The 24290-nt window shown below is 45.7% G+C and carries 15 protein-coding genes and 1 pseudogene; 9 read left to right on the top strand and 7 right to left on the bottom strand.

Features of this window, described 5'->3' with window-relative positions; translation table 11 throughout:
- Positions 1-29 precede the first annotated feature (29 nt).
- Complete coding sequence (locus J7529_RS04125) at positions 30-7739, top strand: polyketide synthase (protein WP_318727945.1); 7710 nt, start codon at positions 30-32, stop codon at positions 7737-7739.
- Positions 7740-7952: 213 nt separating this feature from the next.
- On the opposite strand, the gene gltD is transcribed toward J7529_RS04125, so the two are convergent.
- Both gltD and gltB read right to left on the bottom strand, forming a co-directional pair.
- The gene (gene gltD, locus J7529_RS04120; protein ID WP_318727944.1) at positions 7953-9437 is read right to left on the bottom strand and encodes a glutamate synthase small subunit; all 1485 of its coding nucleotides are present in this window, start codon (positions 9435-9437) and stop codon (positions 7953-7955) included.
- A 159-nt stretch (positions 9438-9596) separates the two neighbouring features.
- Positions 9597-14189, bottom strand: coding sequence for a glutamate synthase large subunit (gene gltB / locus J7529_RS04115; protein ID WP_318727943.1), 4593 nt, complete (start codon positions 14187-14189; stop codon positions 9597-9599).
- Positions 14190-14624: 435 nt separating this feature from the next.
- On the opposite strand from gltB, the gene J7529_RS04110 reads away from it, so the two are divergent.
- Positions 14625-14960 (top strand): hypothetical protein, encoded by a 336-nt coding sequence (locus tag J7529_RS04110; protein ID WP_318727942.1) that lies wholly within the window; start codon positions 14625-14627, stop codon positions 14958-14960.
- 211 nt (positions 14961-15171) lie between these two features.
- Here the strand turns inward: J7529_RS04110 and J7529_RS24625 are convergent.
- From J7529_RS24625 to J7529_RS04090, 4 genes and pseudogenes are all read right to left on the bottom strand, one after another.
- Positions 15172-15585: pseudogene (locus J7529_RS24625) on the bottom strand (PIN domain-containing protein).
- Complete coding sequence (locus J7529_RS04100; protein WP_318727940.1) at positions 15582-15824, bottom strand: hypothetical protein; 243 nt, start codon at positions 15822-15824, stop codon at positions 15582-15584. The pseudogene J7529_RS24625 and the gene J7529_RS04100 overlap by 4 nt, the downstream one beginning before the upstream one ends.
- A 155-nt stretch (positions 15825-15979) precedes the next feature.
- Positions 15980-16432 carry an SRPBCC family protein gene (locus J7529_RS04095; RefSeq protein ID WP_271939392.1) on the bottom strand — a complete coding sequence of 151 codons (453 nt, stop codon included), beginning with the start codon at positions 16430-16432 and terminating at the stop codon, positions 15980-15982.
- 151 nt (positions 16433-16583) lie between these two features.
- The gene (locus tag J7529_RS04090; protein ID WP_271939394.1) at positions 16584-17156 is read right to left on the bottom strand and encodes a hypothetical protein; all 573 of its coding nucleotides are present in this window, start codon (positions 17154-17156) and stop codon (positions 16584-16586) included.
- 151 nt (positions 17157-17307) lie between these two features.
- On the opposite strand from J7529_RS04090, the gene J7529_RS04085 reads away from it, so the two are divergent.
- Both J7529_RS04085 and J7529_RS04080 read left to right on the top strand, forming a co-directional pair.
- Positions 17308-17565 (top strand): hypothetical protein, encoded by a 258-nt coding sequence (locus J7529_RS04085; protein WP_271939396.1) that lies wholly within the window; start codon positions 17308-17310, stop codon positions 17563-17565.
- Between the two features lie 319 nt (positions 17566-17884).
- Entirely contained in the window at positions 17885-18271 is a 387-nt protein-coding gene (locus J7529_RS04080) for a hypothetical protein (protein WP_271939398.1), read from the top strand.
- 206 nt (positions 18272-18477) lie between these two features.
- On the opposite strand, the gene pdhA is transcribed toward J7529_RS04080, so the two are convergent.
- The gene (gene pdhA / locus J7529_RS04075; protein WP_318727939.1) at positions 18478-19509 is read right to left on the bottom strand and encodes a pyruvate dehydrogenase (acetyl-transferring) E1 component subunit alpha; all 1032 of its coding nucleotides are present in this window, start codon (positions 19507-19509) and stop codon (positions 18478-18480) included.
- A 220-nt stretch (positions 19510-19729) separates the two neighbouring features.
- Between pdhA and J7529_RS04070 the strand changes: the two genes are divergently transcribed.
- Genes J7529_RS04070 through accD form a run of 5 tightly spaced genes read left to right on the top strand, consistent with a single transcriptional unit; the run spans position 19730 to position 24234 of the window.
- On the top strand, positions 19730-21874 hold the full coding sequence (locus J7529_RS04070; RefSeq protein ID WP_318727938.1) for an IMS domain-containing protein: 2145 nt from the start codon (positions 19730-19732) through the stop codon (positions 21872-21874).
- 29 nt (positions 21875-21903) lie between these two features.
- Positions 21904-22197, top strand: coding sequence for a hypothetical protein (locus J7529_RS04065; RefSeq protein WP_318727937.1), 294 nt, complete (start codon positions 21904-21906; stop codon positions 22195-22197).
- A gap of 33 nt (positions 22198-22230) precedes the next feature.
- The gene (locus J7529_RS04060; protein ID WP_271939467.1) at positions 22231-23013 is read left to right on the top strand and encodes a prepilin peptidase; all 783 of its coding nucleotides are present in this window, start codon (positions 22231-22233) and stop codon (positions 23011-23013) included.
- A gap of 4 nt (positions 23014-23017) precedes the next feature.
- Complete coding sequence (locus J7529_RS04055) at positions 23018-23233, top strand: hypothetical protein (RefSeq protein WP_271939410.1); 216 nt, start codon at positions 23018-23020, stop codon at positions 23231-23233.
- A 35-nt stretch (positions 23234-23268) separates the two neighbouring features.
- A complete protein-coding gene (gene accD, locus J7529_RS04050; protein WP_318727936.1) occupies positions 23269-24234 on the top strand; it encodes an acetyl-CoA carboxylase, carboxyltransferase subunit beta in 966 nt (321 codons plus the stop codon).
- Positions 24235-24290 lie beyond the last annotated feature (56 nt).

The following is a 24290-nucleotide window of genomic DNA, read 5'->3' as shown; positions in this document are numbered from 1 at the left end:
TTTAATTAATAGTATTAGGAGAAATAAAGATGGAACTTAACGCATCCCAAAAGCTCTCAAATGAGCAACGTCTACTGCTAAAACTTAAACAAGCAACTGCAAAAATACAAGAAATTAGAGCAGCCGCTACAGAGCCAATAGCCATTATTGGTATGAGTTGTCGGTTCCCTGGAGGTGCATCTACTCCAGAAGGCTTCTGGGATATTTTACAAAATGGAGTAGATGCGATCGCTGAAGTCCCAAAAGACCGATGGGATCTTGATGATTATTACAACCCAGACCCAGACACTCCTGGCAAAATGCACAGTCCCTATGGAGGGTTTATTGACCAAGTACAAGAGTTTGATGCCAATTTTTTTGGTATCTCTCCTAAAGAAACCATTCATTTAGATCCTCAACATAGATTACTCTTAGAAGTCAGTTGGGAAGCTCTAGAGCATTCAGGAAAGAATCCGCAACAACTTAAAGGGAGTCAAACCGGTGTATTTGTTGGTATTTGTAGCAGTGATTATAGCCACCGTATATTGAGTCACGGTCTAGAACAAATTGATGCTTACATAAGTTCGGGTAATTCTCACAGTACAGCATCAGGGCGAATTTCTTATATGCTGGGGCTAGTTGGGCCTAACTTAGTCGTAGACACAGCTTGCTCCTCTTCATTAGTTAGTATCCATTTAGCTTGTTCGAGTTTAAGGAATCAAGAGTGCAATCTAGCTCTAGCAGGAGGGGTGAATCTATTACTATCTCCAGAGGTTAGCATCGCCCTGTCTCAGGGTCGTATGCTATCGGTGGATGGTCGGTGCAAGACCTTTGATGCTTCAGCAAATGGTTATGTGCGTGGAGATGGATGTGGGATTATTGTATTAAAGCGCCTCAGTGATGCAGTGGCCAATCGAGATAATGTTCTGGCAGTAATTCGTGGAACGGCTATGAATCAAGATGGACCGAGTAGTGGCTTGACAGTACCTAATGGTCCGTCTCAAGTTGCTGTTATCCGTCAAGCTTTGGCCAATGGAGGAGTAGACCCAGCAGAGGTTAGTTATATTGAAGCTCATGGTACAGGAACTTCCTTGGGAGACCCTATGGAAGTGGAAGCTCTAGGATCGGTATTTGGCAAAACCCACTCTCAAGAGCACCCTTTAATCCTGGGTTCAGCTAAAACGAATATTGGTCATACTGAAGGAGCAGCAGGAGTTGCAGGCTTGATAAAATTAGTTCTACAACTGCAACATCAACAAATCGCACCATCCCTACATTTTAATCAACCGAATCCTTATATTAATTGGTCTCAGTTACCCGTAAAAGTCTCAACTCAACTCACTCCTTGGCAAACCAATGGAAAAACTCGTATAGCAGGAGTGAGTTCCTTTGGTTTTAGTGGGACGAATGCTCATATAATATTAGAAGAAGCACCAAGAGAAGATAATTGGCAACTGGCAACTGGCAACAGTGAAGATGATTTAGAACGGGCAGCTCATCTATTAACTCTCTCCGCCAAAACTGAAACTGCTCTTAGTGATTTAGTCAATAATTATCAAAATTATATAACTATTTATCCGGAATTAGAGGTGGCTGATATCTGCTATACCGCTAATATAGGTCGTGCCCACTTCCACCACAGACTAGCAATCCTTGCAGACAACCAATCAGAATTAGTGGAGAAACTCCGACAGTACAAAGAACGAGAAGAAGTCCCCGGAATTTACTCAGGAGAACTGATCAATAACACCACGATCCCCCAAATCGCCTTCCTCTTCACAGGACAAGGTTCTCAATATGTGAACATGGGAAGACAGTTGTATCAAACAGCCCTCCCTTTTCGTGAAGCAATTCACCAATGTGAAGACATTCTGAGTCGTGTCGAAATTTTCCAGGACACTTCATTACGAGATATTCTCTATCCAGAAAGCATAGATGAGTCGAATGCATCCCGACTAAACCAAACAGCCTATACCCAGCCGGCTTTGTTTGCTATAGAATATGCTTTGTATCAACTGTGGCAATCCTGGGGAATTAAACCAGATGTCGTCATGGGTCATAGTGTGGGTGAATATGTAGCCGCAACGGTAGCGGGAGTATTCAGCTTAGAGGATGGTTTGAAATTAATTGCTGCCCGGGGAAGGTTGATGCAAAAATTACCAACTGGTGGGGAGATGCTTTCAGTAATGGCATCAGAGTCGGTGGTGAAAGGGGCGATCGCTGCCCATCCAGAACTATCGATAGCAGCTATCAACGGACCAGAAAGTATAGTTATTTCGGGTGACTCTATGGCCATCAAAGCCATTGTCAGCAGCCTGGAATCAGCCGGAATCAAAACCAAACAACTGCAAGTCTCCCATGCCTTCCATTCATCATTGATGGAACCGATGTTGGCAGAATTTGAAGCGATCGCCAATCAACTGACCTACCATCAACCCACAATACCAGTAATCTCTAACCTTACAGGAACCAAGGCAGACAACGCGATTTCCTCCGCACAATATTGGGTGAGTCACGTGCGCCAACCTGTAAGGTTTGCTCAAGGAATGAAGGAGTTAAACCAGCAAGGCTGTACAACTTTCCTAGAAATTGGCCCCAAACCCATTTTGTTGGGAATGGGAAGACAATGTTTACCAGAAGAGGTCGGTGTGTGGTTACCATCGTTGCGTCCTGGAGTGGATGAATGGCAACAGATGCTTTCAAGTTTAGGACAGTTGTATGTACAGGGAGCCAAAGTAGATTGGTTAGGATTTGACCAAAACTATAACCGGGAGAAAGTAGTTTTGCCGACCTATCCATTCCAAAGAGAAAAATACTGGATAGAAAGCAATAATCGATACCAACAAAAGCCGCGTTTATCAACAACACAATATTTACACCCATTACTAGGAGAAAAGCTAGAACTAGCGGGAATAGAAGATCAACATCGTTTTCAATCCGACCTAGGCGCTCAATCTCCAGACTACTTGAATCACCACCAAGTCTTTGATCAGGCTCTATTTCCGGGTACAGGCTATCTAGAAATGGCAATGGCAGTGGGAAAAAATCTCTTCAGCTCCCAAGAACAAGTCGTCGTTTCTGATGTGGCGATCGCGCAAGGGTTGATCCTACCAGGAACAGAACTTAAGAAGGTACAGACAGTCGTCAGTCTTTTAGACAATAATAGTTACAAGTTTGAAATATTTAGCGCATCAGAAGCTGGGAATCAACAGGTGCGACAATGGAAATTGCACAGTGAAGGAAAAATATATCCCCAGCCCATTGCTAAAAGCCGAGCTAAAATTGACCTCGAACAATACAAAAGAGACTGTAGTCAAGCAATAGAAGTCCAAAAACATTATCAACTCTGTGGGTCAACCGGTTTAAAGCACGGAAGAAGTTTCCAAGGACTCAAACAGTTGTGGAAAGGTGAAGGCAAAGCCCTCGCGGAAATAGCCTTGCCGGAGGAGTTAATAGGAGAGGTAACAAACTATCATATACATCCAGCCTTATTAGATGTAGCGATACAAATCACGGGTCATGCTCTGGGCAACATAGAAACAGGTGATAAAACTTATCTACCAGTAGGGGTAGAGAAATTGAAGCTGTATCGTCAGGCAATAAGTCAAGCATGGGCGATCGCCGAAATACCAGAAAACAGCTTAACAGCCGATATTTTCCTCGTAGATAATCAGGGAACTGTGGTAGCCGAGCTGGAGGGATTAAGGATAATGGTTACAACAACTGATACCCTCCTCAAAAGTCTGCAACCAGATATCAGCCATTGGTATTATCAAATCCACTGGCAAGCCCAAGTCCTATCCTCAACACACCCATCAACAGCAAGCAGCAAATGGTTAGTCTTGACAGAAGAGACTCAACTACTAGAAGCACTCCAACACAAAGGTCACGAGTGCATTAAAGTCTCACCAGGACAGACCTATAAGCAGCTAAGTCTACAACACTATCAAATCAATCCCACCAGCGAGGAGCAATTTCAGCAACTGCTAGAGGAAAATCCAGGGATTACAGGCGTTGTGCATTTGTGGGGAGTGCAGCCATCAGCAAACAAAGATAACTTAGAATTAGAGAAAATCCAAGAAAATAGCTGTGCCGCAGCGCTGCATTTGGTGCAAGCAATCCTCAAGAGCAAAGACGGAACCATACCACAGCTATGGTTAGTAACTCAAGGAACCCAGAGCGTCAAAACAGACTCCGAAGTCATTAACCCTGAGTATGGAAGTTTATGGGGACTAGGAGGAGTAATTGCCCAAGAACACTTAGAGTTAAGGTGTAAACGCTTCGACTGTGATCCAGAAGCAAGTATTAATGAAAACTTAGATTTCCTAGTCGATGAACTCCTATCAGAAGATGTAGAAGAGCAAATAGCAATACGTCAGGGAAGTCGCTATGTCGCCAGACTCGAACAAAAACCACAGCAACAATCCATGAGTTCCCCAGGGCAACCGGTGCAATTAAAACTAGCAGAATACGGAGTGATAGAGAACCTCAGTTGGCAGCCAATGCAGCGTCGTCTTCCTGAAGCCCATGAAGTCGAAATTGAGGTAGCGGCAGTAGGACTAAACTTTCGAGACGTGCTTAATGCCCTCGGATTACTCCAAGATTACTATGCCGAATACCTGGGCATTACCAGTTCCAAACAACTCACCTTTGGCTTGGAATGTACAGGAATAATCTCTGCTGTCGGAGCAGAAGTCTCACAATGGCAAGTAGGAGACGAAGTAATTACAAATATGGTTCACGATGGCTTCAGCAGCTTCACCATTACCCTAGCTGAATATCTCATCCCCAAGCCGAAACCCATGAGTTTCAGCGAAGCAGCCACTTTACCAGTAACATTTTCTACGGCTTACTACGCATTAGAGAAGTTAGCCAAAATTCAACCTGGAGAACGAGTATTAATTCATGCAGCAGCAGGAGGCGTAGGGCAAGCCGCAGTACAAATAGCTCAACGGGCAGGAGCCGAAATTTTTGCCACAGCTAGTCCGCCCAAATGGGAGTTTCTCAAGTCCCTAGGCATCAAACATATTATGAACTCCCGCACCCTAGATTTTGCTGACCAAGTTCTGGAGCTTACTGGAGGAGGGGGAGTAGATATAGTCCTCAATAGCCTCAACGGAGAGTACATTCCCAAGAATTTAGAAATATTAGCTCCTCAAGGAAGATTTGTGGAAATTGGAAAAATTGGGATTTGGGGAGAACAGCAAGTCAAAGAAAAACGACCAGATATCAGCTATTTCCCCTTTGATTTAGGAGAAGTATTCCAACAACAACCCAAAGTAGTCACTCAGTTGTCAGAGGAAGTAATCCATAGATCCAACCAAGGAGAACTTGTTGCCCTACCTCACAAGGTATTTGCCAGCACAGAAATTACGGAAGCTTTCCGGTACATGCAACAAGCTAAGAACATCGGCAAGGTAGTTGTGGAGATGCCACAAGTTTCTATCAAGCCAAAGTCCATCCAATCAGAAGCAAGTTATTTGATTACAGGAGGATTAGGAGCATTAGGATTGGAAGTAGCCCAATGGTTGGTAAAACAGGGGGCCAAGCATCTCGTCTTGAGCAGCCGTCGCGCTCCCAGTGAAACAGCACAACAAATCATAAGCAACTTACAAACAGATGGAGCTTCTGTGGATATCTTATTAGGGGATATTTCCCGTCAAGAAGATGCCGCCAAAACTTTAGAGGCAATATCAACATCATTCCCCCCACTCAAAGGAGTGATTCATGCCGCTGGAGTATTGGATGATGGAGTACTGCAACAGATGAGTTGGGAACAGTTTACCACAGTAATGGCACCCAAGGTTCAAGGAACTTGGCATTTGCATCAATTCACCAAAGATTTATCCTTAGATTTCTTTGTCTGCTTTTCTTCTGTAGCTTCGATTTTGGGGGGGCCTGGCCAAGGAAATTATGCTGCGGCCAATTCTTTTATGGATGCATTAGCTCACTATCGTCGAGGTCTAGGATTACCAGGGTTGAGTATCAACTGGGGAGCTTGGGGATCGGTAGGAATGGCGGCTCGTTTAGATAGTCTCAATCAAAAGCGACTGGAGAGTAGTGGGGTAATTGCCATAGAACCAGAAAGGGGAATGCAGGCATTGGGTTCATTGCTATCTGACTCTTCTAGTCAAGTTATAGTGTGGCCTATTCAGTGGTCAAAATTTGTCAAGCAGCTCCCTGGCGGGCGAAAGATACCCTTCTTAGAGGGTTTGATGTCAAGTGAGCCATCATTAACCCAAAATTCAGCCTTCAGGGAACAACTTGAATCAGTACCCGTTTCAGAACGTCAAGAATTATTGGTAAATCAGATTCGCTCTTTGATCGCCAAAACATTGGGCTGGAAAGATCCACAACAGATAGGAATGCGTCAGCCTTTGTTTGACTTAGGATTAGATTCCCTGATGACAGTGGAATTGAAAAACAGGTTGGAGTCAAGTTTACAGATCAATTTGAGTTCTAAATTGTTATTTGACTACCCTACTGTTGAGGCATTAGTAGAGCATTTAGCCGATATAATTCCTCTGGAATTTGCTGTCACAAATAGCTCAGATAAACCTAGTCATGACTTGTCTGCTGAAGAAATTGATTTTAATGCCGAAGCAACCTTAGATCCGAGTATTGTTGTTGACTCTACTGTGACCCGAAGTATTGCTGAACCTCAGAACATTTTCTTGACAGGAGCAACCGGTTTTATTGGAGCTTATTTGCTTGATGAGTTATTGCAAAAAACTTCAGCAAATATATATTGCCTAATTCGGGCTAATAATAGGGATTTAGCTAAACAGAAACTCAAAGATAAATTGGAATCTTATTGGCTCTGGGATGAAGAAAAATTTAGCTCCAGAATCATCCCTGTAGTAGGAGATTTATCTAGTAAATTTTTCGCGTTATCAACGGAAGAATTTAACTTTCTTGCCAACCAGATTGATGTGATTTATCACAGTGGAGCTTGGACGAATCATCTTTATCCCTATACTATACTCAAACCGACTAATGTTTTAGGAACTCAAGAAGTTTTGAGATTAGCTAGTCAAACTCATGTAAAACCCGTGCATTTCTTATCTAGCTATGTAACTTTATTATCATCTAGTAATCATGAAAGTGAGGAAGCTAATAATCTGACAACTGGTTACTCCCAAAGTAAATGGGTAGCGGAGAAATTAGTAGCGACAGGGAGGGATATCGGGATTCCTACGTCTATATATCGGTTAGCAACGATAACATCAGATGCTAATACTGGTGCTAGCAGGATTGATGATAGAATTTGTCGCTATGTTATGGGTTGTATTGAATTGGGAATGGTGCCAATTTTAGGAGGTAAGTTAGGAGAGAACTGGGTTCCTATAAATGAAACAAGTCAAGCAATTATTTACTTGTCTCAAAAAGAGACATCCTTGGGTAAAACATTTAATATCGTTAATCCTAAATCCACATCTTGGAATGATGTATTTGATTTAATTTGCTCTTTAGTTTCCTCTGTCAAAAAAGTTTCATCAACTGATTGGGAGATGGCTTTATCAAATCATCCCAACAATCCGCTCTATCCTTACTTTTTTGGTGTGCAGTCTGGAGTGGAAAAATTGACAGAAAAAGAGGCGGGTATACTTTCAGGAGTTACTATTGACGATCGCGATACTCAGAATGGGTTGCTCGGCAGTGAAATCACCTTTAGTTCTATAAATAAGCCATACCTAGAAAAAATGCTTTCATATTTGAACAAAAGTGGCTTTATCAACTTACCTTATAATAGGATATAAAATAAGTGTATGAAATCATAAAAAATAACGTGTTTCCTAGCCTCAGTGTGTGATATCAAGTCTGTTGAAATAGCCATCATTGGGACGGAAGGGAAACAATCGCTAAGATTAGGACTAAGTCTAAGAACTCGCAGAATGACAGAAGAGGGATAAAACTTCGTAGAGGTCAACAGATGTTGGCCTCTACAGAAGTTGACTTGTGGAGAACAGAACTTAAGGTAAATTAGTCGATCCCATTAGGTAGCGATCGCACTCTCGTGCTGCACCGCGACCCTCATTAATCGCCCAAACCACCAAACTTTGACCGCGACGACAATCCCCTGCCGCAAAAACACCGGGGATACTGGTCACAAAATCACCCTGATCGGCTTTCACATTACTGCGGCCGTCCCGTTCCAAACCCAGAGCATCTAATAGAGGTTGTTCCGGCCCCAAAAATCCCATGGCTAACAGCACCAGTTGTGCGGGTACAACCTCCTCTGTACCTTCAATAGGTTGGGGAATAAAGCGCCCTTGCTCATTTTTCGTCCATTCCACCTGTACCGTATGCACTGCCTTCACCTGGCCTTGCTCATCCCCCTCAAATCGGGTCGCCGTGGTGGTATAAACGCGCGGATCGTCTCCAAACACCGCCGCTGCCTCTTCTTGACCGTAGTCCATGCGGTAAATTTTCGGCCACTCCGGCCAGGGATTATTGGCAGCTCGGCTCTCTGGCGGTTTAGGCATAATTTCCAACTGCGTGACGCTCTTGCAGCCATGGCGCATCGAAGTGCCCACACAGTCCGTCCCCGTATCGCCACCACCGATAATAATCACATCCTTACCGGCTGCGGAAATATAATGCTCTGTGGGATTTCCGTCGAGTACCGTGCGCGTATTGCCGGTTAAAAATTCCATGGCAAAATGAATGCCCTTGAGATCCCGGCCTTCAATTTCTAAATTGCGCGGTTTCGTCGCTCCCGTACACAGAACCACTGCATCAAAGTCATTGAGCAGGTTTTCTACTGGCAGATCCTTACCAATTTCCATATTGCAAACAAACGTTACCCCTTCTGCTTGCAAAACATCCAACCGGCGTAAAACCACCTCTTTCTTATCCAGCTTCATATTGGGGATACCATACATCAGTAGTCCCCCAGGACGGTCTTCCCGTTCGTAGACCGTTACCCAATGACCCGCGTGGTTGAGTTGGGATGCTGCGGCTAAACCAGCCGGCCCGGAACCGACAACAGCCACTTTTTTCCCGGTTCGTTGCGGAGGTAATGTGGGTGTGATCCAGCCTTCATCCCAGCCTTTTTCAGCAATGGAATATTCAATATTCTTAATCGTTACTGGAGGGTTGGTAATGCCCAAAACACAGGCCCCTTCACAAGGTGCGGGGCAAACCCGGCCAGTGAATTCAGGGAAATTATTCGTCTTGTGCAGGCGATCGAGGGCTTCTTGCCATAATCCCCGATAGACCAAATCATTCCATTCTGGAATCAAGTTATTAATCGGACAACCACTTGCCATGCGGCTAATTTCTAATCCCGTATGGCAAAAGGGTGTGCCACAGTCCATACAGCGAGCGCCCTGGGTTTGCAGGCGATCGTCCTCCATATGCAGATGGAATTCATCCCAATTTTCTATACGTTTCTGGGGCGATACCTCTTCTGCGACTTCGCGCAGGTACTCCATAAAACCCGTTGCTTTTCCCATAATCGATCCCTCTCTCTACTGATAAATACAAAACACGCTTCAATAGGGTTGGGGGAGTGGGGAGTAGGAATTTACTTCCGTGTTTGGAGTGTTGCCACTCCCTTCGACTCCGCTCAGGGAGCTACTGCGTCCCCGCGTCCCCGTGTCTGGAATCTCCCCCTAGCTTCCGCCGATGCGAGCAATGTCGCGAGCATTTTCTTCAAATGCGGCTGACAGGGCATCATCACCGCTTAAGCCATTGGCTAAAGCATTTTGAATATGCTGGAGAACCCGCTTGTAGTCGCGAGGCATCACCTTGACAAACTTCCGGCTCATGGACTCCCAAGATGCCAGCACCAACTCAGCCCGTTTGCTTTCGGTATATTGGCGATGTTTGGTAATCATTTCATGAATCTCGCGGATCTCTTCTGGATCTTCTAAGTTCTCAAGATCCACCATTTCCCGGTTACAACGGGTGGAGAAGTCGCCAGCTTCATCTAAAACATAGGCAACACCGCCACTCATTCCAGCAGCAAAGTTGCGTCCGGTTTTGCCCAGAATGACGACTTTACCGCCAGTCATGTATTCGCAGGCATGGTCTCCCACAGCTTCAACCACAGCTTGCACGCCGGAGTTGCGAACACAGAACCGCTCGCCCGCCATGCCGCGAATATAGGCTTCGCCGCCGGTTGCACCGTAGAAGGCTACATTACCGACCACAATATTGTCAGCCGGGACAAAGGTCGAGGATTTATGGGGATAAAGAATCACCTTACCGCCGCTTAAGCCTTTGCCAAAGTAGTCATTGGCATCCCCTTCTAATTCTAGGGTGACTCCTTTGGGTACAAATGCCCCAAAACTTTGACCGGCACTACCTTGGAAGTGGAGATGAATGGTGTCTTCTGGCAGTCCGTCCCAATGGCGTTTAATGATTTCGTTGCCTAGGATTGTACCGACGACGCGGTTGGTATTTTGGATCGGTAGGGTTTTGCGAATGGGGGTGCCATTTTCGATCGCCTCTTTGCACAGATCGAGCAGTACCGTCATATCGAGGGATTTCTCTAATCCATGGTCTTGGGGAATCTGGCAATAGCGCCCAACATCTTCGCCGACTTCGGGTTGATAGAGAACTTTAGAGAGGTCAATACCTTTGGCTTTCCAATGCTCGACCGCTTTCCTTGGCTCCAGAACATCGGTGCGCCCAATCATTTCATTCACGGTACGGAAACCAAGTTGAGCCATGATTTCCCGCAGTTCCTGGGCGATAAAGGTCATGAAGTTAACCGTATATTCAGGGTCGCCGTTAAAGTTTTTCCGCAGTTCGGGGTTTTGCGTGGCAACACCGACGGGACAGGTGTTTTTATGGCAGACCCGCATCATGATACAGCCCAGGCTAACGAGGGGCATCGTGGAGAAGCCATATTCTTCCGCACCGAGGAGGGCGGCGATCGCCAAATCGCGCCCGGTTTTCATTTGTCCGTCGGTTTCCACCACGATGCGCGATCGCAGATTATTCAGCACCAGAGTTTGGTGAGTTTCTGCTACACCCAATTCCCAAGGTAGACCTGCATGTTTAATCGAGGTCTGCGGACTCGCTCCTGTTCCCCCATCAAACCCAGAGATGAGAACCACATCAGCGTGAGCTTTGGCAACTCCAGCGGCGATCGTCCCTACACCCACTTCTGAAACCAATTTGACATTAATCCGCGCTTGGCGATTCGCATTTTTCAGGTCATGGATTAACTCAGCTAAGTCTTCAATGGAATAAATATCGTGGTGGGGGGGAGGAGAAATTAAACCCACGCCAGGGGTTGAGTGGCGCACTTTGGCAATCCAAGGATATACCTTCCGTCCAGGCAATTGTCCCCCTTCTCCAGGTTTTGCCCCCTGAGCCATTTTGATTTGGATTTCCTTGGCTTGGCTGAGGTACAAACTGGTGACCCCAAACCGTCCCGAAGCTACCTGTTTAATAGCGCTATTTTTGGAGTCACCACGCTCGTTTGTCCAGGTATAGCGCTCCGGATCTTCACCGCCTTCCCCAGTATTGGATTTACCCCCAATCCGGTTCATGGCGATCGCCAAGCTCTCATGGGTTTCCTTAGAAATCGATCCATAACTCATCGCTCCGGTTTTGAAGCGTTTTGTAATTGCTTCTACCGGTTCCACTTCTTCTAGGGGAATCGGATCGCGCGCCTTGAACTCCAGCAAATCTCGCAGCCGGAAGTATTCTTTCCCCTGTTGATTCATTTGGGCGCTGTATTTTTTGTACAGCTCGTAGCTCCCTTCGCGAGTTGCCCGTTGCAGCAGGTGAATGGTTTCCGGAGACAGAAGATGTGCTTCTCCATCTTTGCGCCATTGATATTCGCCCCCAGCTTCTAGGGTGGGGATGTCGCTGGAGAATCCTTGATGGTGACGGGCAATCGCCTCTTTGGCAATCACATCCACGCCAATCCCTTCCAAGCGCGAAGCTGTCCAAGTGAAATACTTATTCACCACCTCAGAACTTAAGCCCAAGCTCTCAAAAATCTGCGCTCCGCGATAGCTCTGAATCGTAGAAATGCCAATTTTCGAGCCAATTTTAATCGTCCCTTTGGTCACAGCCTTAATGTAGTTCTTGCAGGCTTTTTCATAATCCATCGGCGGTATATTATTCTGCTCGATCATCGAGCCGATGGTTTCAAAGGCCAAATAGGGATTAATTGCCCCACAACCATAGCCAATCAGAACGGCAAAGTGATGGACTTCGCGGGGTTCTCCGGATTCCAGGATAATGCCCACACGGGTGCGAGTGCCAGCGCGGATCAGATGGTGATGGAGTCCCGAAACGGCCAACAGCGCGGGAATGGGGGCGCGATCGCCATCAAGATCTCGGTCAGAGAGGATAATTAGGTTAATCCCCTCGGCGATCGCCTCATCTGCTTGGGCAAATATGCCCTCTAAGGTGCTTTCGAGACCTTCTACCCCAGTTTTGGGGTCAAAGAGAATTGGCAGCGTTAGCGAACGAAACCCCTCGGTTTTACCTTCACTGAGCTGCTTCAGTTTCGCCAACTGCGCATTACTCAAAATGGGAGTGGGCAACTGGATCAGGTGGCAGCTTTCCGGTTCCGGTTTGAGCAGGTTACGTTCGGAACCAATGGTTGTGATCGGCGAGGTAATAATCGCTTCCCGAATCGAGTCAATGGGGGGATTTGTAACTTGGGCAAACAGTTGCTTGAAATACTCATAGAGCAATTTCGGGCGATCGGAGAGTACTGCCAGGGGGGTATCAGTTCCCATCGCTCCCACGGCTTCTACTCCATTTTGGGCCATGGGGGCGATTAGCATCCGTAATTCTTCAAAGGTATAGCCAAACGCCCGTTGTCTCTGAACTAAGGGCAAGCTAGGAGCTGACTCTTCTTTGGCTTCTGGCAGATCGGAGAGTTTGACTTGGTATCGATCCAGCCATTCTCGATAAGGATGCTCGCTGGCGATTTGGTGTTTAATTTCTTCATCCGCCACAATCCGCCCTTCGTCCATATTCACGAGGAACATACGACCGGGTTCTAAGCGACCTTTTTTGGCTACGTTCTCTGGTTCAACCGGTAGAACGCCAGCTTCTGAGGCCATGATGACTAGGTCGTCTTTGGTCACATAGTAGCGAGAAGGACGCAGACCATTCCGGTCTAAGACCGCTCCCATCATAGTGCCATCGGTAAAGGCGATGGATGCAGGGCCATCCCAGGGTTCCATTAAGGAAGCGTGATATTCGTAGAAGGCTTTGCGCTCGTCACTCATGGACTCATGAGCCGCCCAGGGTTCGGGGATCATCATCATCACTGCATGGGGAAGGCTTCGCCCAGCCAGGGTCATCAGTTCCAGGGTATTGTCGAAGATCCCGGAGTCACTGCCATCAATGTTAATAATGGGTTGGATACGGTCTAGATCGGAGCCAAATTCTTCAGAGGCAGAGCCAAAGAGAGATTGGCGAGCGTGCATCCAGTTAATGTTACCGCGCAGGGTATTGATTTCCCCGTTATGGGCAACATAGCGATAGGGGTGCGATCGCTCCCAACTGGGGAAGGTGTTGGTGCTGAACCGGGAATGGACTAAACCGAGGGCGCTTTCTAAGTCTGGATCGCTTAAGTCCCGGAAGTAGGCTTTTACCTGGGGCGGCATTAACATGCCTTTGTACACTAAGGTACGGCAAGAAATACTGCTGGGATACCAATAGCGATCGATTCCTGGAGTCCGAATAGCTGTATGGGAGCGCTTGCGGATCACGTAGAGTTTGCGCTCGAAGGCGAGATCTTCAACTATATCTGGATTTCGGGCAATAAACACTTGCTGCATGAAGGGTTCGCTCGCTTGAGCGGTTGCCCCTAAACTACTGTTATCGGTGGGCACATCCCGCCAGCCGATGACTTTTTGCCCTTCTTCAGCGATAATCTGCTCAAAAATTTCTCGTCCTTTGCTTCTGGCTTCGCGATCGGGAGATGAGAAAATCATGCCTACCGCATATTGCCCTGCCTCCGGTAAGTTGATGCCTTGCTCTTGGGCAACTTTTGCCATAAATTTATGGGGCATTTGCAGCAGAATACCCGCTCCATCTCCAGTGTTGGGTTCTGCACCGACTGCACCACGATGTTCAAGGTTAACCAGAATAGTGAGAGCTTGCTCAACAATTGAGTGAGATTTCTCCCCCTTCATGTGTACAATAAAGCCAACTCCGCAGGCATCATGTTCAAATTGGGGATCGTATAGACCCTGTTTTTGGGGTGATGTGGTTCTGTTCATGGTCTTGGTATAGTTTCTTTTCAATCCTCAATGTTCTCTGAAGGAGGGAACCGGATACAGGAGGCAATAAAGCCTAGGTTTGTGCATCTGTGATACACGCCCTAAAGCACACGGCTTATGGGTTGTTTAAGTCAAATCCCTAATTTTCTTGACACCTCATCTCCTGAACTGGAAACCGTTGCTTTTAGATGTAGGATAGATTTTGCCGGTAAACCCGGGCGATCGCCTTTTTCTTAATAAAATGATCAGATCTGCCCCAAGGTTTCTGAAATATTTCTTAGCATTTCCTTAACCCAAGAGTCAGTCTGAAAATTTGTAGCCAATCTAGCAGAAATCCAGCAGATCGCTTGCTAGACCATTTTACTCTTTCTTTTTTGCCTCAATTCTGGATGATTTAGAAATTTATAATTCATTGCAGTTTTCTGGTCTATAACCATGAGTTGGATTACCGATGTATTGTTGATATTTAGTTTAGAAGAATATCTGAACGAAGATGATGAATATGATGAAGAAATTGAAGAAGTTCTACCATTATTGAATGTAAATAGGTGGCTGCAAGAAAACAACTTTCTTCTATTAGATCGTTTAGATAATCATGTGACATTGGGAATGCAGGCTTGTGTTTATGGTGGTTCATTTAATTATTTCAATTCCAAGGGCTTTATCGAAACCATACAGAAGCAACAATGGCGAGAACCCAAAGCCGTTATACTACTGATTCAAGAAGAAAATGATGATTCCTTTAGCATCTACTCTGATTTTATTCTTTAATTAAACTCACCTTACCTAACCCTGAAGAAACGACGATAGAGAATCAGGATCGATATTTAACTGGCGTAGCTTCTCGCGTAGCTGTTGTAAATCTGATTCGGCGCGATCGGCTCGCTGTTTTTGGCGATCGCCGTTTTCTTAATAAAATCATCAGATCTAGCAGAAATAATGCAGAGAAGTTGCTACACACTTTTACTGTCCTTTTTTCGCATCAATATGGCATAGCTAAAAATTCTTCTGGTAATATGGCAGGGATTGATGAAGCGACAAAATCTGGAATATTTCGGGTGACAATAATTTCCACCCCAGCGGCCTTTGCTGCTTCACTGGTTACAGCATCTTCAAAATCAGTCATAGAGCTTTGCAGGGCAGCCCGAATAACCTCATCGGTTACACTAGCAATGTGAAGATGCTCCAATAATATCGATAAAAGCTGACGCGCTCTTTCACCCCCTACTTGACGACGCAAAATATAGAAAATATCGGTTATACTATGACCAGAAACATATCCTTACACTTGCGGTTGTTTTACCTTATTTAAAGCTTGTGCAGAGGCAACAACAAAGGGTTGTCGTTGAACGAGCATATCCAACAAAACATCACTATCAAATAAAACTTGCTTCAACTGTATTTCTTCTCCAGGTAATCGATATAGGAGTTGGTTATCTCTTGTGTATCCAATTCAATGACACCAATAAGGCTTTGAGTCCAAGGATCGAGATCTGCTAAAGAATTGAGGTTTGCGGTTGAAGCAGTAGAGACTTGAGTTTCTTGTTGAATAGAGGTTAACAAGACTTGTACTAAACGCCAACGATCTCCAATGGGTAAGTGCAACGCCTGACTTTGTAATTCTTGCCATGTCATTAGCCTTATTAACTCCTATCCTAGGTCTAGACCCTATTATCGCATCCGTACCAAATTAAAGAGCATCTGGATCGATATTCAATTTTAGCATTCAACAGTTTGAATGCTTGTATGATCCCCATCCCATACGAAATTCATAGCTAACTTCTAATGAACTACCCGTTAAAGTCATTTGCCATTTTCTGGAGCGCATAGGCTCGAAAGCGGTCTAAGTCCGCTTGAATGGTCGATTCTACCGTGGGGCCGAGCAATTTATCCATCAGTTTGCCCACAATTCCCGGAATGGCATAGGCGACGGTTAGTTTAACAATACTGGTTTCATGGCGATCGTAAAAGCGAATGGCCCCCCGGTTCGGCAACCCATCAACTGATTCCCATTGAATAATTTGATTGGGACTTTGTTTTAAGATCCGTGAGAGCCAACTAAATTCAAAGTTTCCTGAAGCCAATTTCCATCGAGACAATTGGGGATTTTCTTCTAATACGTGAACCGATTCAATCCATTTCATCCATTGGGGCATTTGTTCGAGATCTGACCATAATTCCCAAACGAAATCAATCGGCGCTTCGACTTCGACTTGTACGCTATGTTCTAACCAGTTTTTCATAAAAGTATTTTTGAATGAGCGATCGTATTTTTGGGAATCTAAGGGTTTTAAGTTCTTTGTTTTTTGCCTCTTGATAGAGAAATGCTATTAGGGCAAGAGGAAGTGAAAATATAAGATTTCCCTAGTCTATCATATTAGTTTAGAGAACGTTCTACTGACTCACTACACAATCTTGGTTAACGCCTTGATTAACAATCAGACCTTGAACATTGCAGAAGTTAGGAGTGGCAAAATTACAAGTATAACTGGCTAAACCTTCCCCTTGACGGTTAAACAGACGAGTATTATAGCCATAGTCGCGGGCGATCGCTCCCATTTTGGTCACGAACTCATAGCGGTTCAAATAACAAGTCTCGCGCCAAGCTTGACGGTTGACCACGACATCGACTCGCCCAGGGGTGTTTTGATCGCCACTGGGATAGGCAAACCAGGTGACCAGCAAATTCTTCCCATATTGCTTGCTAGCCCACCATAAACTTGGTAGGGTTAAGCGACCCTCTTTAATCGTATTTTCTGTAACAATTGCACCTTCACTGATAGAGACAGGTTTTCCTTGCTCAATTGCTTCCAATAGCTCAGTGTCCAATGGCAGAATCGAAGGAAAAGGAACATCCGGATTTTGATATTGATGTTGTCCCTGTGCGGGTTGAGAGTCCCCTGAAACGATCGTCAGAGTAAGGATGTATCCGAGAAGTAGAGATAAGGTGGAACGGAGCTTAACCATAGCGCAGATAAAGCAACGATGGGGTTACTCTAAACTATGGTAACGGTATAGCGGTCAATCAACAATTGCTCAGATCGGGGAAGTTCCGGATCGCCAGGAAAAAGGGTGAACTTTTTAACGGAGGGTGAGAGATGGAGTTCCCGAAAGATTGATGAGTATTTGGCGCTATTTAGAACTACTGGTCATGTGCGATCGCACCGGGAAAATCACCGCTGTGCGATCGCTCTATCCCCAGGGTCAAATCACTCATTTTCGTCGCCAAAAGGGTCTCCTGTGTAAACCCAAAATGGTCGTCAAAATCTTAAATATATATGGCAAAAGCGGTTGGGAACTTGTCAGTAACTATTCCCTGAAATTTGCCGAAGGATATTGTTTGGTTTATACTTTGAAAAAAAGAATTGAGAAATAGGCATAGTATCGCATTTCTCTCTTCTGTGAGGTACAGCTTGAAACCTTAGAACCCAAGCCATACAAGCTATTCCCTATTCCCTATTCCCTATTCCCTAGCGCGAAGCGCTATACTTCCGACGAGGTAATAGTTACTCTAGCAATCGAGGAGAACCAGTTTGTTCTGTTTCTCGTTCCGAAGGCAGGTTCATTTAATCTTCACTTTATATGGATTAATTGATTCTAAACTATTCTCTAAGTTGGGAACTTAAAACGCCACCTAATGGTCTTTAGACTGTAAAGTTAGGATAGATTGATTGTCAATATGAGGTCATGTAAAAATGTCTAATACGTTGATTAGTGTGTTAGCGCTTACTGGTTTAACCTTAATTCCTCTGGGTGCTTTTGCCCAAACACCAACTCTTTTACCCATCGATCCAGAAGTTAGAGTCGAAGTTGAAGATATTTTCAGCTTAAGTCGGGCTAAAAATTTGGCTCGTCAAGCAGCAGAACAAGCCAATGGAGGATTGAGCAAATATCGTGCAGAAAGCTCCATGCATGGAGATGCCACCTCCTCTCCATTTGTGGATAACGAGGATGGTAGTTGGATGTTTAAATTCTATGGGGGAGAACCGGGTTTCTCTGTTCCCACAGTCGAAAGTGTGGTCACAGTTGCGAAAGATGGTTCTTGGGTGAGAGTAGACTATAACGGGCCGATTCGTGAGTAGGGCTTGGCACTGGTAAGGGGTAATTTGAAGTAATCAGTTGGTGACTGATTACATGAAGCGATAAGAGTAGGGGCGAAAAAAAGTTCGCCCCTACTTCATTAATGTTCATTAGATTTCTTGCATAGGTAGTAAGAAAATAGATAGCAATACAATACTCCTGGATTCTCAGGACTATTGATGATTTCCTAACTTCTGCAAGTCATCTATTAATCGTCTACAAACACATATTTATAGAGTTCACTTGGATCGGGTTCAGGGCTTTCGAGGGCAAATTTGACGGAATCATCTACCAGGGCTTGAATTTTGCGATCGATGTCTTTTAACTGTGCCTCAGTTGCTAATTCTTTACTGGTTAAATAGCCAGCAAACCGTTTGATGGGATCTCTGGGGAACCAAAACTCTTTCTCATCTTTAGAGCGCAGTTCATCGGGATCGGCTAAGGAATGGCCCCGAAAACGATAGGTTAAGGCTTCAATTACGGTTGGCCCTTCTCCAGCTCTGGCGCGGGCGATCGCCTCTTTAGCCACTTCGCGAACCGCTAAAACATCCATCCCATCAACTTCAACCCCATGCATTCCAAAGGCATGGGCCTTTTTGTAGATTTCTGGTACTGAAGTGGCTCGATCGTGAGCCATACCAATTGCCCACTTATTATTTTCGACCACATACAGAACTGGCAACTTCCACAAAGCCGCCATATTCAAGCATTCAAAAAACTGGCCATTATTACAAGCCCCATCCCCAAAAAAGCAAGCCGTCACTTGATCGGCAGTTTCATCTCCCATGGTTTCCCGACGATACTTACTCTGAAATGCTGCACCTGTCGCCACAGGAATGCCTTCCGCCACAAATGCATAACCCCCTAAGAGCTTATGTTCGGCAGAAAACATATGCATCGAGCCACCCCGACCTTTAGAGCATCCAGTCGCTTTGCCAAACAGTTCAGCCATGACTTCTCGTGCCGGAACTCCAGCACTCAACGCATGGACGTGATCTCGATAGGTACTACAGACAAAATCCTCATCTTGGCGCATGGATTTAATTACGCCAGAAGCCACTGCCTCTTGACCATTGTAAAGATGGACAAAACCGAACATTTTGCCCCGGTAATACATTTCTGCACACTTATCTTCAAATACCCGCCCTAATACCATATCTTCATAGAGTCTGAGTCCTTCCTCTCGACTCATTTTCACGGAAGATGAATCAAATTCTGGTACGATCCTCTCTTGAGCCATGAATGCGTCCCTTACTACCACTACAAGCTGATGTTATTGTTGTGCAAAGACTTAGTATACGTCAATGGGGAGATGGGGAGATAGGGAGATGGGAACTTGATGAAAAAATCTAAAGGAGGGCAAGACAAGAATCGTTGTCCGAAGTATAATTCTAAGGGTTACAAGGGGGGCAGGTTTTCCAGACCCTAAACTGTAAGCATCGCTGCTGAGGGAGTAGACTGTGCGTATTCCGCTGGATTATTACCGAATTTTAGGTGTCCCACTACAGGCAACTGCCGAACAGTTGCAACAGGCCCACCGCGATCGCACGATGCAGTTGCCTCGGCGGGAATATTCGGAAACGGCGATCGGCTCTCGGAAATCCCTGCTCGATCGCGCCTACAATATTTTATCCAATCCAGAAGCAAAAACAGCTTACGACCAAAAAACCTTTCATAAGCTCCCAGGACAAGGACAAGAAGAGACACAGATTCAAGAAACCTTGCCCTCACTGGAGGTCGAAGACCCTCAAGTTTTGGGGGCCCTGTTGATTCTCCTAGAATTGGGAGAATATGAACTGGTCTTAAATCTGGGGACAGAGTATCTCGAACATTTCTCTTCTGAGCCTCCTGAAGGATCGCAGATCAATACTATTCCTCAATTATCCCGCGCTGATGTGGTTTTAACCTTAGCACTCTCTGGTCTGGAATTGGGGCGAGAACAATGGCAACAGGGAACCTATGAGCAAGCCGCCCTATCCTTAGAAAATGCCGAAAAACTGCTGTTGAAAGAAGGCGTATTTCCGAGCCTGCGTGGAGAATTGCAAGCTGACTTATATAAACTGCGTCCCTACCGCATTCTAGAATTATTATCCGAAAATTCTGAGGATGGGATCGCCCATCGCCACGGGATTCAAATGTTGCGGGATATGCTACAAGAACGGGGCGGACTCGATGGAACAGGTGACGATCAGTCGGGACTCAGTATTGATGATTTCCTGCGCTTTATCCAACAATTACGCAGTTATCTAACATCCCTAGAACAGCAAACCCTGTTTGAAACCGAAGCCCAGCGCCCTTCGGCTGTGGCGACCTATTTAGCGGTTTATGCCCTATTGGTACGTGGATTTGCCTACAAACAACCTGCCCTGATTAACCGAGCTAAACGAATGCTGATGCGGTTGGGGTCTCGGCAAGATGTACATTTAGAGCAGGCGGTGTGTTGTTTGCTCTTGGGGCAAACGGAAGAAGCGACCAGAGCGCTTGAATTAAGTCGGGAATACGAACAATTAGGCTTTATTCGAGAAAATTCTCAGGGCGCTCCCGATTTGTTACCGGGCTTGTGTTTGTATAGTGAGCGTTGGCTACAGGAAGAGGTATTTCCCCATTTTCAGGATCTGGCCGGTTGTGAGCAGACGTTGAAAGAGTATTTTGCCGATGACCAAGTACAAGCCTATTTAGAAGCTTTGCCTTTAGATCGCACTGAGCAAAATCAATGGAGTGTGGTGGAGTCCAAACCAGAAACCCTTTCAAAGCGCGAGAGGCAAGGGAAGGTCAGTCTGAAGAAAACAGAAGAGATGGCTTCTATCTCTTCGGCTGCGGTCAGAGAACAGGGAGATCATCAGGGAAGGAGAGTGCCAGCAACCACCGCTATGTTAACGCGCTCCGAGCCGCCTAAAGCAAAAACTGGCCGTTCTCCAGTTGTCTCTGGCGATCGCCCAGCCAATCAGCGTCCAGTCCCTAGCGGTCAGAGGCGGGGGTCCAGTCGCCGAAGCAATTCTACAACGGGTAAGTCTTCCATTCATTGGGGACGGTTGGCTCTCCTGGCGGCGAGTGGATTATTGGGATTATGGCTTTTGATTTGGCTGATCGGCCAAGTGATCGGTTTGGTGGGTTCCCTATTCAATACTACTCCTGGCTTAGAAGGGGAACAGTTACAATTGATGCTCAATCAACCCCCCATAGAGATTCCTGAGCCACCAGCCCAACCGACAGCCGATACGGGGCCGTTGACCGAAGAGAGGGCAAAAGTGGTGATTGAAACTTGGTTGAGTACGAAGGCAAATGCCTTTGGTTCTAATCATCAAGTAGATGAGTTGTCCTCAATTTTGGTCGATCCAGCTTTATCCACTCAAAGACAACGGGCGACGCAAGATCAGCAAGATAATTTCTATGGTGAGTATGAGCATGAGCTGACGATTAACGATGTGACAATAAATCTCGATGATGAAGATCGAGCAACGGTCGATGCAACAGTGAATGAGTCAGTAGAGTTTTACCGTAATGGTGAGGTAGATCGAGGGGCTTCCTATAATGATGAAATTCGAGTTGAGTATGAGTTGATTCGTGAAGATGGCCAATGGCGAATTCAAGATTGGTCGGTGTAGATAGCCCGTAAGGTTAGGAAAGTTAATCTGTGGTACAAGTCCTTTTAGAATCTCCAAGTTATCCCGATTATCCGATTCATGTCCCTAATGGTCTGGATATCTTCGATCCAGCTTTAGTACGAATTGCGCGCGATACCTATGGAGTCTATCGGACGGTGGCTGATGGTGCAGCCGAGAAGCATTCGGGAAGATTTCAACAACCCCTAGGGGTTGTGGTAAATCAGGTCAGCTATCGTGCAGTTTTGGTATTTCAGGAAGAGTTAGCTTTGTTGCCCACAGAGGTGTTTATTCCGTTTAATCATCTAGAAACTAAATTGTATTGATGGAGGAGTCGGGTGTGGATTGAAATTCCCAGTATGGCGATCGCCGTATTATTAGGATTGGCGATCGGTAGTTTCTTAAATGTGGCGATCTATCGCATTCCAGCCGGTTTATCGATCCTCTTCCCTCCGTCCCATTGTCCCCTCTGTTCCCATCGCTTGAGTATGGCTGATAATATTCCGGTGTTTGGTTGGTTGGCGTTGGGGGGAAAATGTCGCTATTGCCACAGTCCCATTTCTTGGCGCTATCCCACCATTGAAGCGATCACAGGTTTACTATTTCTAGGAGTATATCTCCAGTTTGGCCTCTCTTGGGAAACGGTGGGATATTGCTTCTGTTTGAGTTGGTTGTTGGTGTTAGCCATGATTGACTGGGATACCTTCACTTTGCCCAATGTCCTCACTCAGTTTGGACTCGTCATGGGTTTACTCTATCAACTGCTTCGAGGGGCAGGAGAGGCATCTCCATTTCTTGATGGCATATTTGGAGCAATCCTAGGCTTGTGGTTATTTGAAATTATTATTATTTTAGGGTCTTTTCTGCTCGGTCAAGCTGCCATGGGAGAGGGAGATGCTAAACTCGCGGCGGCGATCGGGGCTTGGTTGGGGTGGAAACTTCTGTTATTATCAGGATTTCTTGCCTGTTTGATTGGCGCTGGTGTTGGGGTGGGGGCGATCGCCTCTGGCCAACTCAAACGCCGTCAAAAAATGCCCTTTGGGCCTTTTCTTGCCCTCGGCGGGGCCCTGACGATTTTCTGGGGCGATCGGATGATATCAGCTTATATACAGTTCTTTTTCTCGCCTAACCTGATAGGATAATCGAGTGTCTTGGATTACGATTCGCACGACCTCAACTCGCTGGGAGGCAGAACTGATGGAACAGTTACTCAGTGCCCAGGAAATTCCCACTCGCCTAGTTGATTGTGGAGTAGTCTCCTATTTCGGGATGGGATCGCCCACTGCCGTACAAGTTGCCCTTGAACATCGTTGGAGTGCTTTGTTACTTCTAAGCGAAATCGAGGAGATATCGGACGAATAATGTCCCTTTTACTTTAGATAATCTCTTTATTTTTCATGTCCTTATTTGATTGGTTTGCCAACAGACAAAAAAATTCTCCCATCAGTCCAGAACGTCAGGAACGGGAAATTGCTGATGGGTTATGGACTAAATGCCCCATGTGTGGAGTTTTAACCTATACAAAAGATTTACAGGGAAATCAAATGGTGTGTTTAGAATGCGAACACCATTTTCGGGTAGATAGTAATGAACGCATTGTTCAATTGATTGATCGTAATACCTGGACTCCTTTGGATGCCCATTTGCAACCCGATGATCCCTTAAAGTTTAAAGACCGTAAGCGGTATAGCGATCGCCTCAAAGAATATCAAGCTAAAACCGATCTCAATGATGCTGTACAAAGTGGTTTAGGTCAGTTGGATGGCTTGCAAGTCGCTCTAGCCGTCATGGACTTTGGTTTTATGGGAGGCAGCATGGGGTCAGTAGTGGGAGAAAAGATTACCCGACTGCTCGAAAAAGCTACTTCAGAGCGAATCCCTGCGATCGTTATTTGTGCCTCTGGAGGCGCAAGAATGCAAGAAGGAATGCTCAGTTTAATGCAAATGGCCAAAATTTCAGGAGCCTTAGAGCGCCATCAAGAAGCTGGTTTATTATATATTCCCGTCCTCACCCATCCCACCACTGGTGGTGTAATTGCCAGTTTTGCTATGCTGGGCGATCTGATTCTGGCTGAACCAAAAGCTACCATTGGTTTTGCTGGACGACGAGTGATTGAGCAAACCCTACGGGAAAAGCTCCCAGATGATTTCCAAACCTCGGAATATTTGCTGCAACATGGCTTTGTCGATTTAATTGTTCCCCGTACCCAACTGAAGAAAACCTTAGCTCAGTTGGTGCGTCTTCATGGAGGAGTAGAACAGGTTCATAAACCGATAGATAAGGTACAACACAATGGAGATTCTCCCAACTATCCCCTGCCCGATCCTACCCTCAACACCCATCACTTGGCCGTTGATAATTGATATAGCACTTTGCGCTAGGGAATAGGATTGGGGTATATGGGTTTGGGGATTCGATA

The organism is Roseofilum sp. Guam (assembly GCF_017746735.1).
GTDB classification, from domain to species: Bacteria; Cyanobacteriota; Cyanobacteriia; order Cyanobacteriales; family Desertifilaceae; genus Roseofilum; species Roseofilum reptotaenium.
This window is presented reverse-complemented; position numbering and strand designations above follow the sequence as displayed.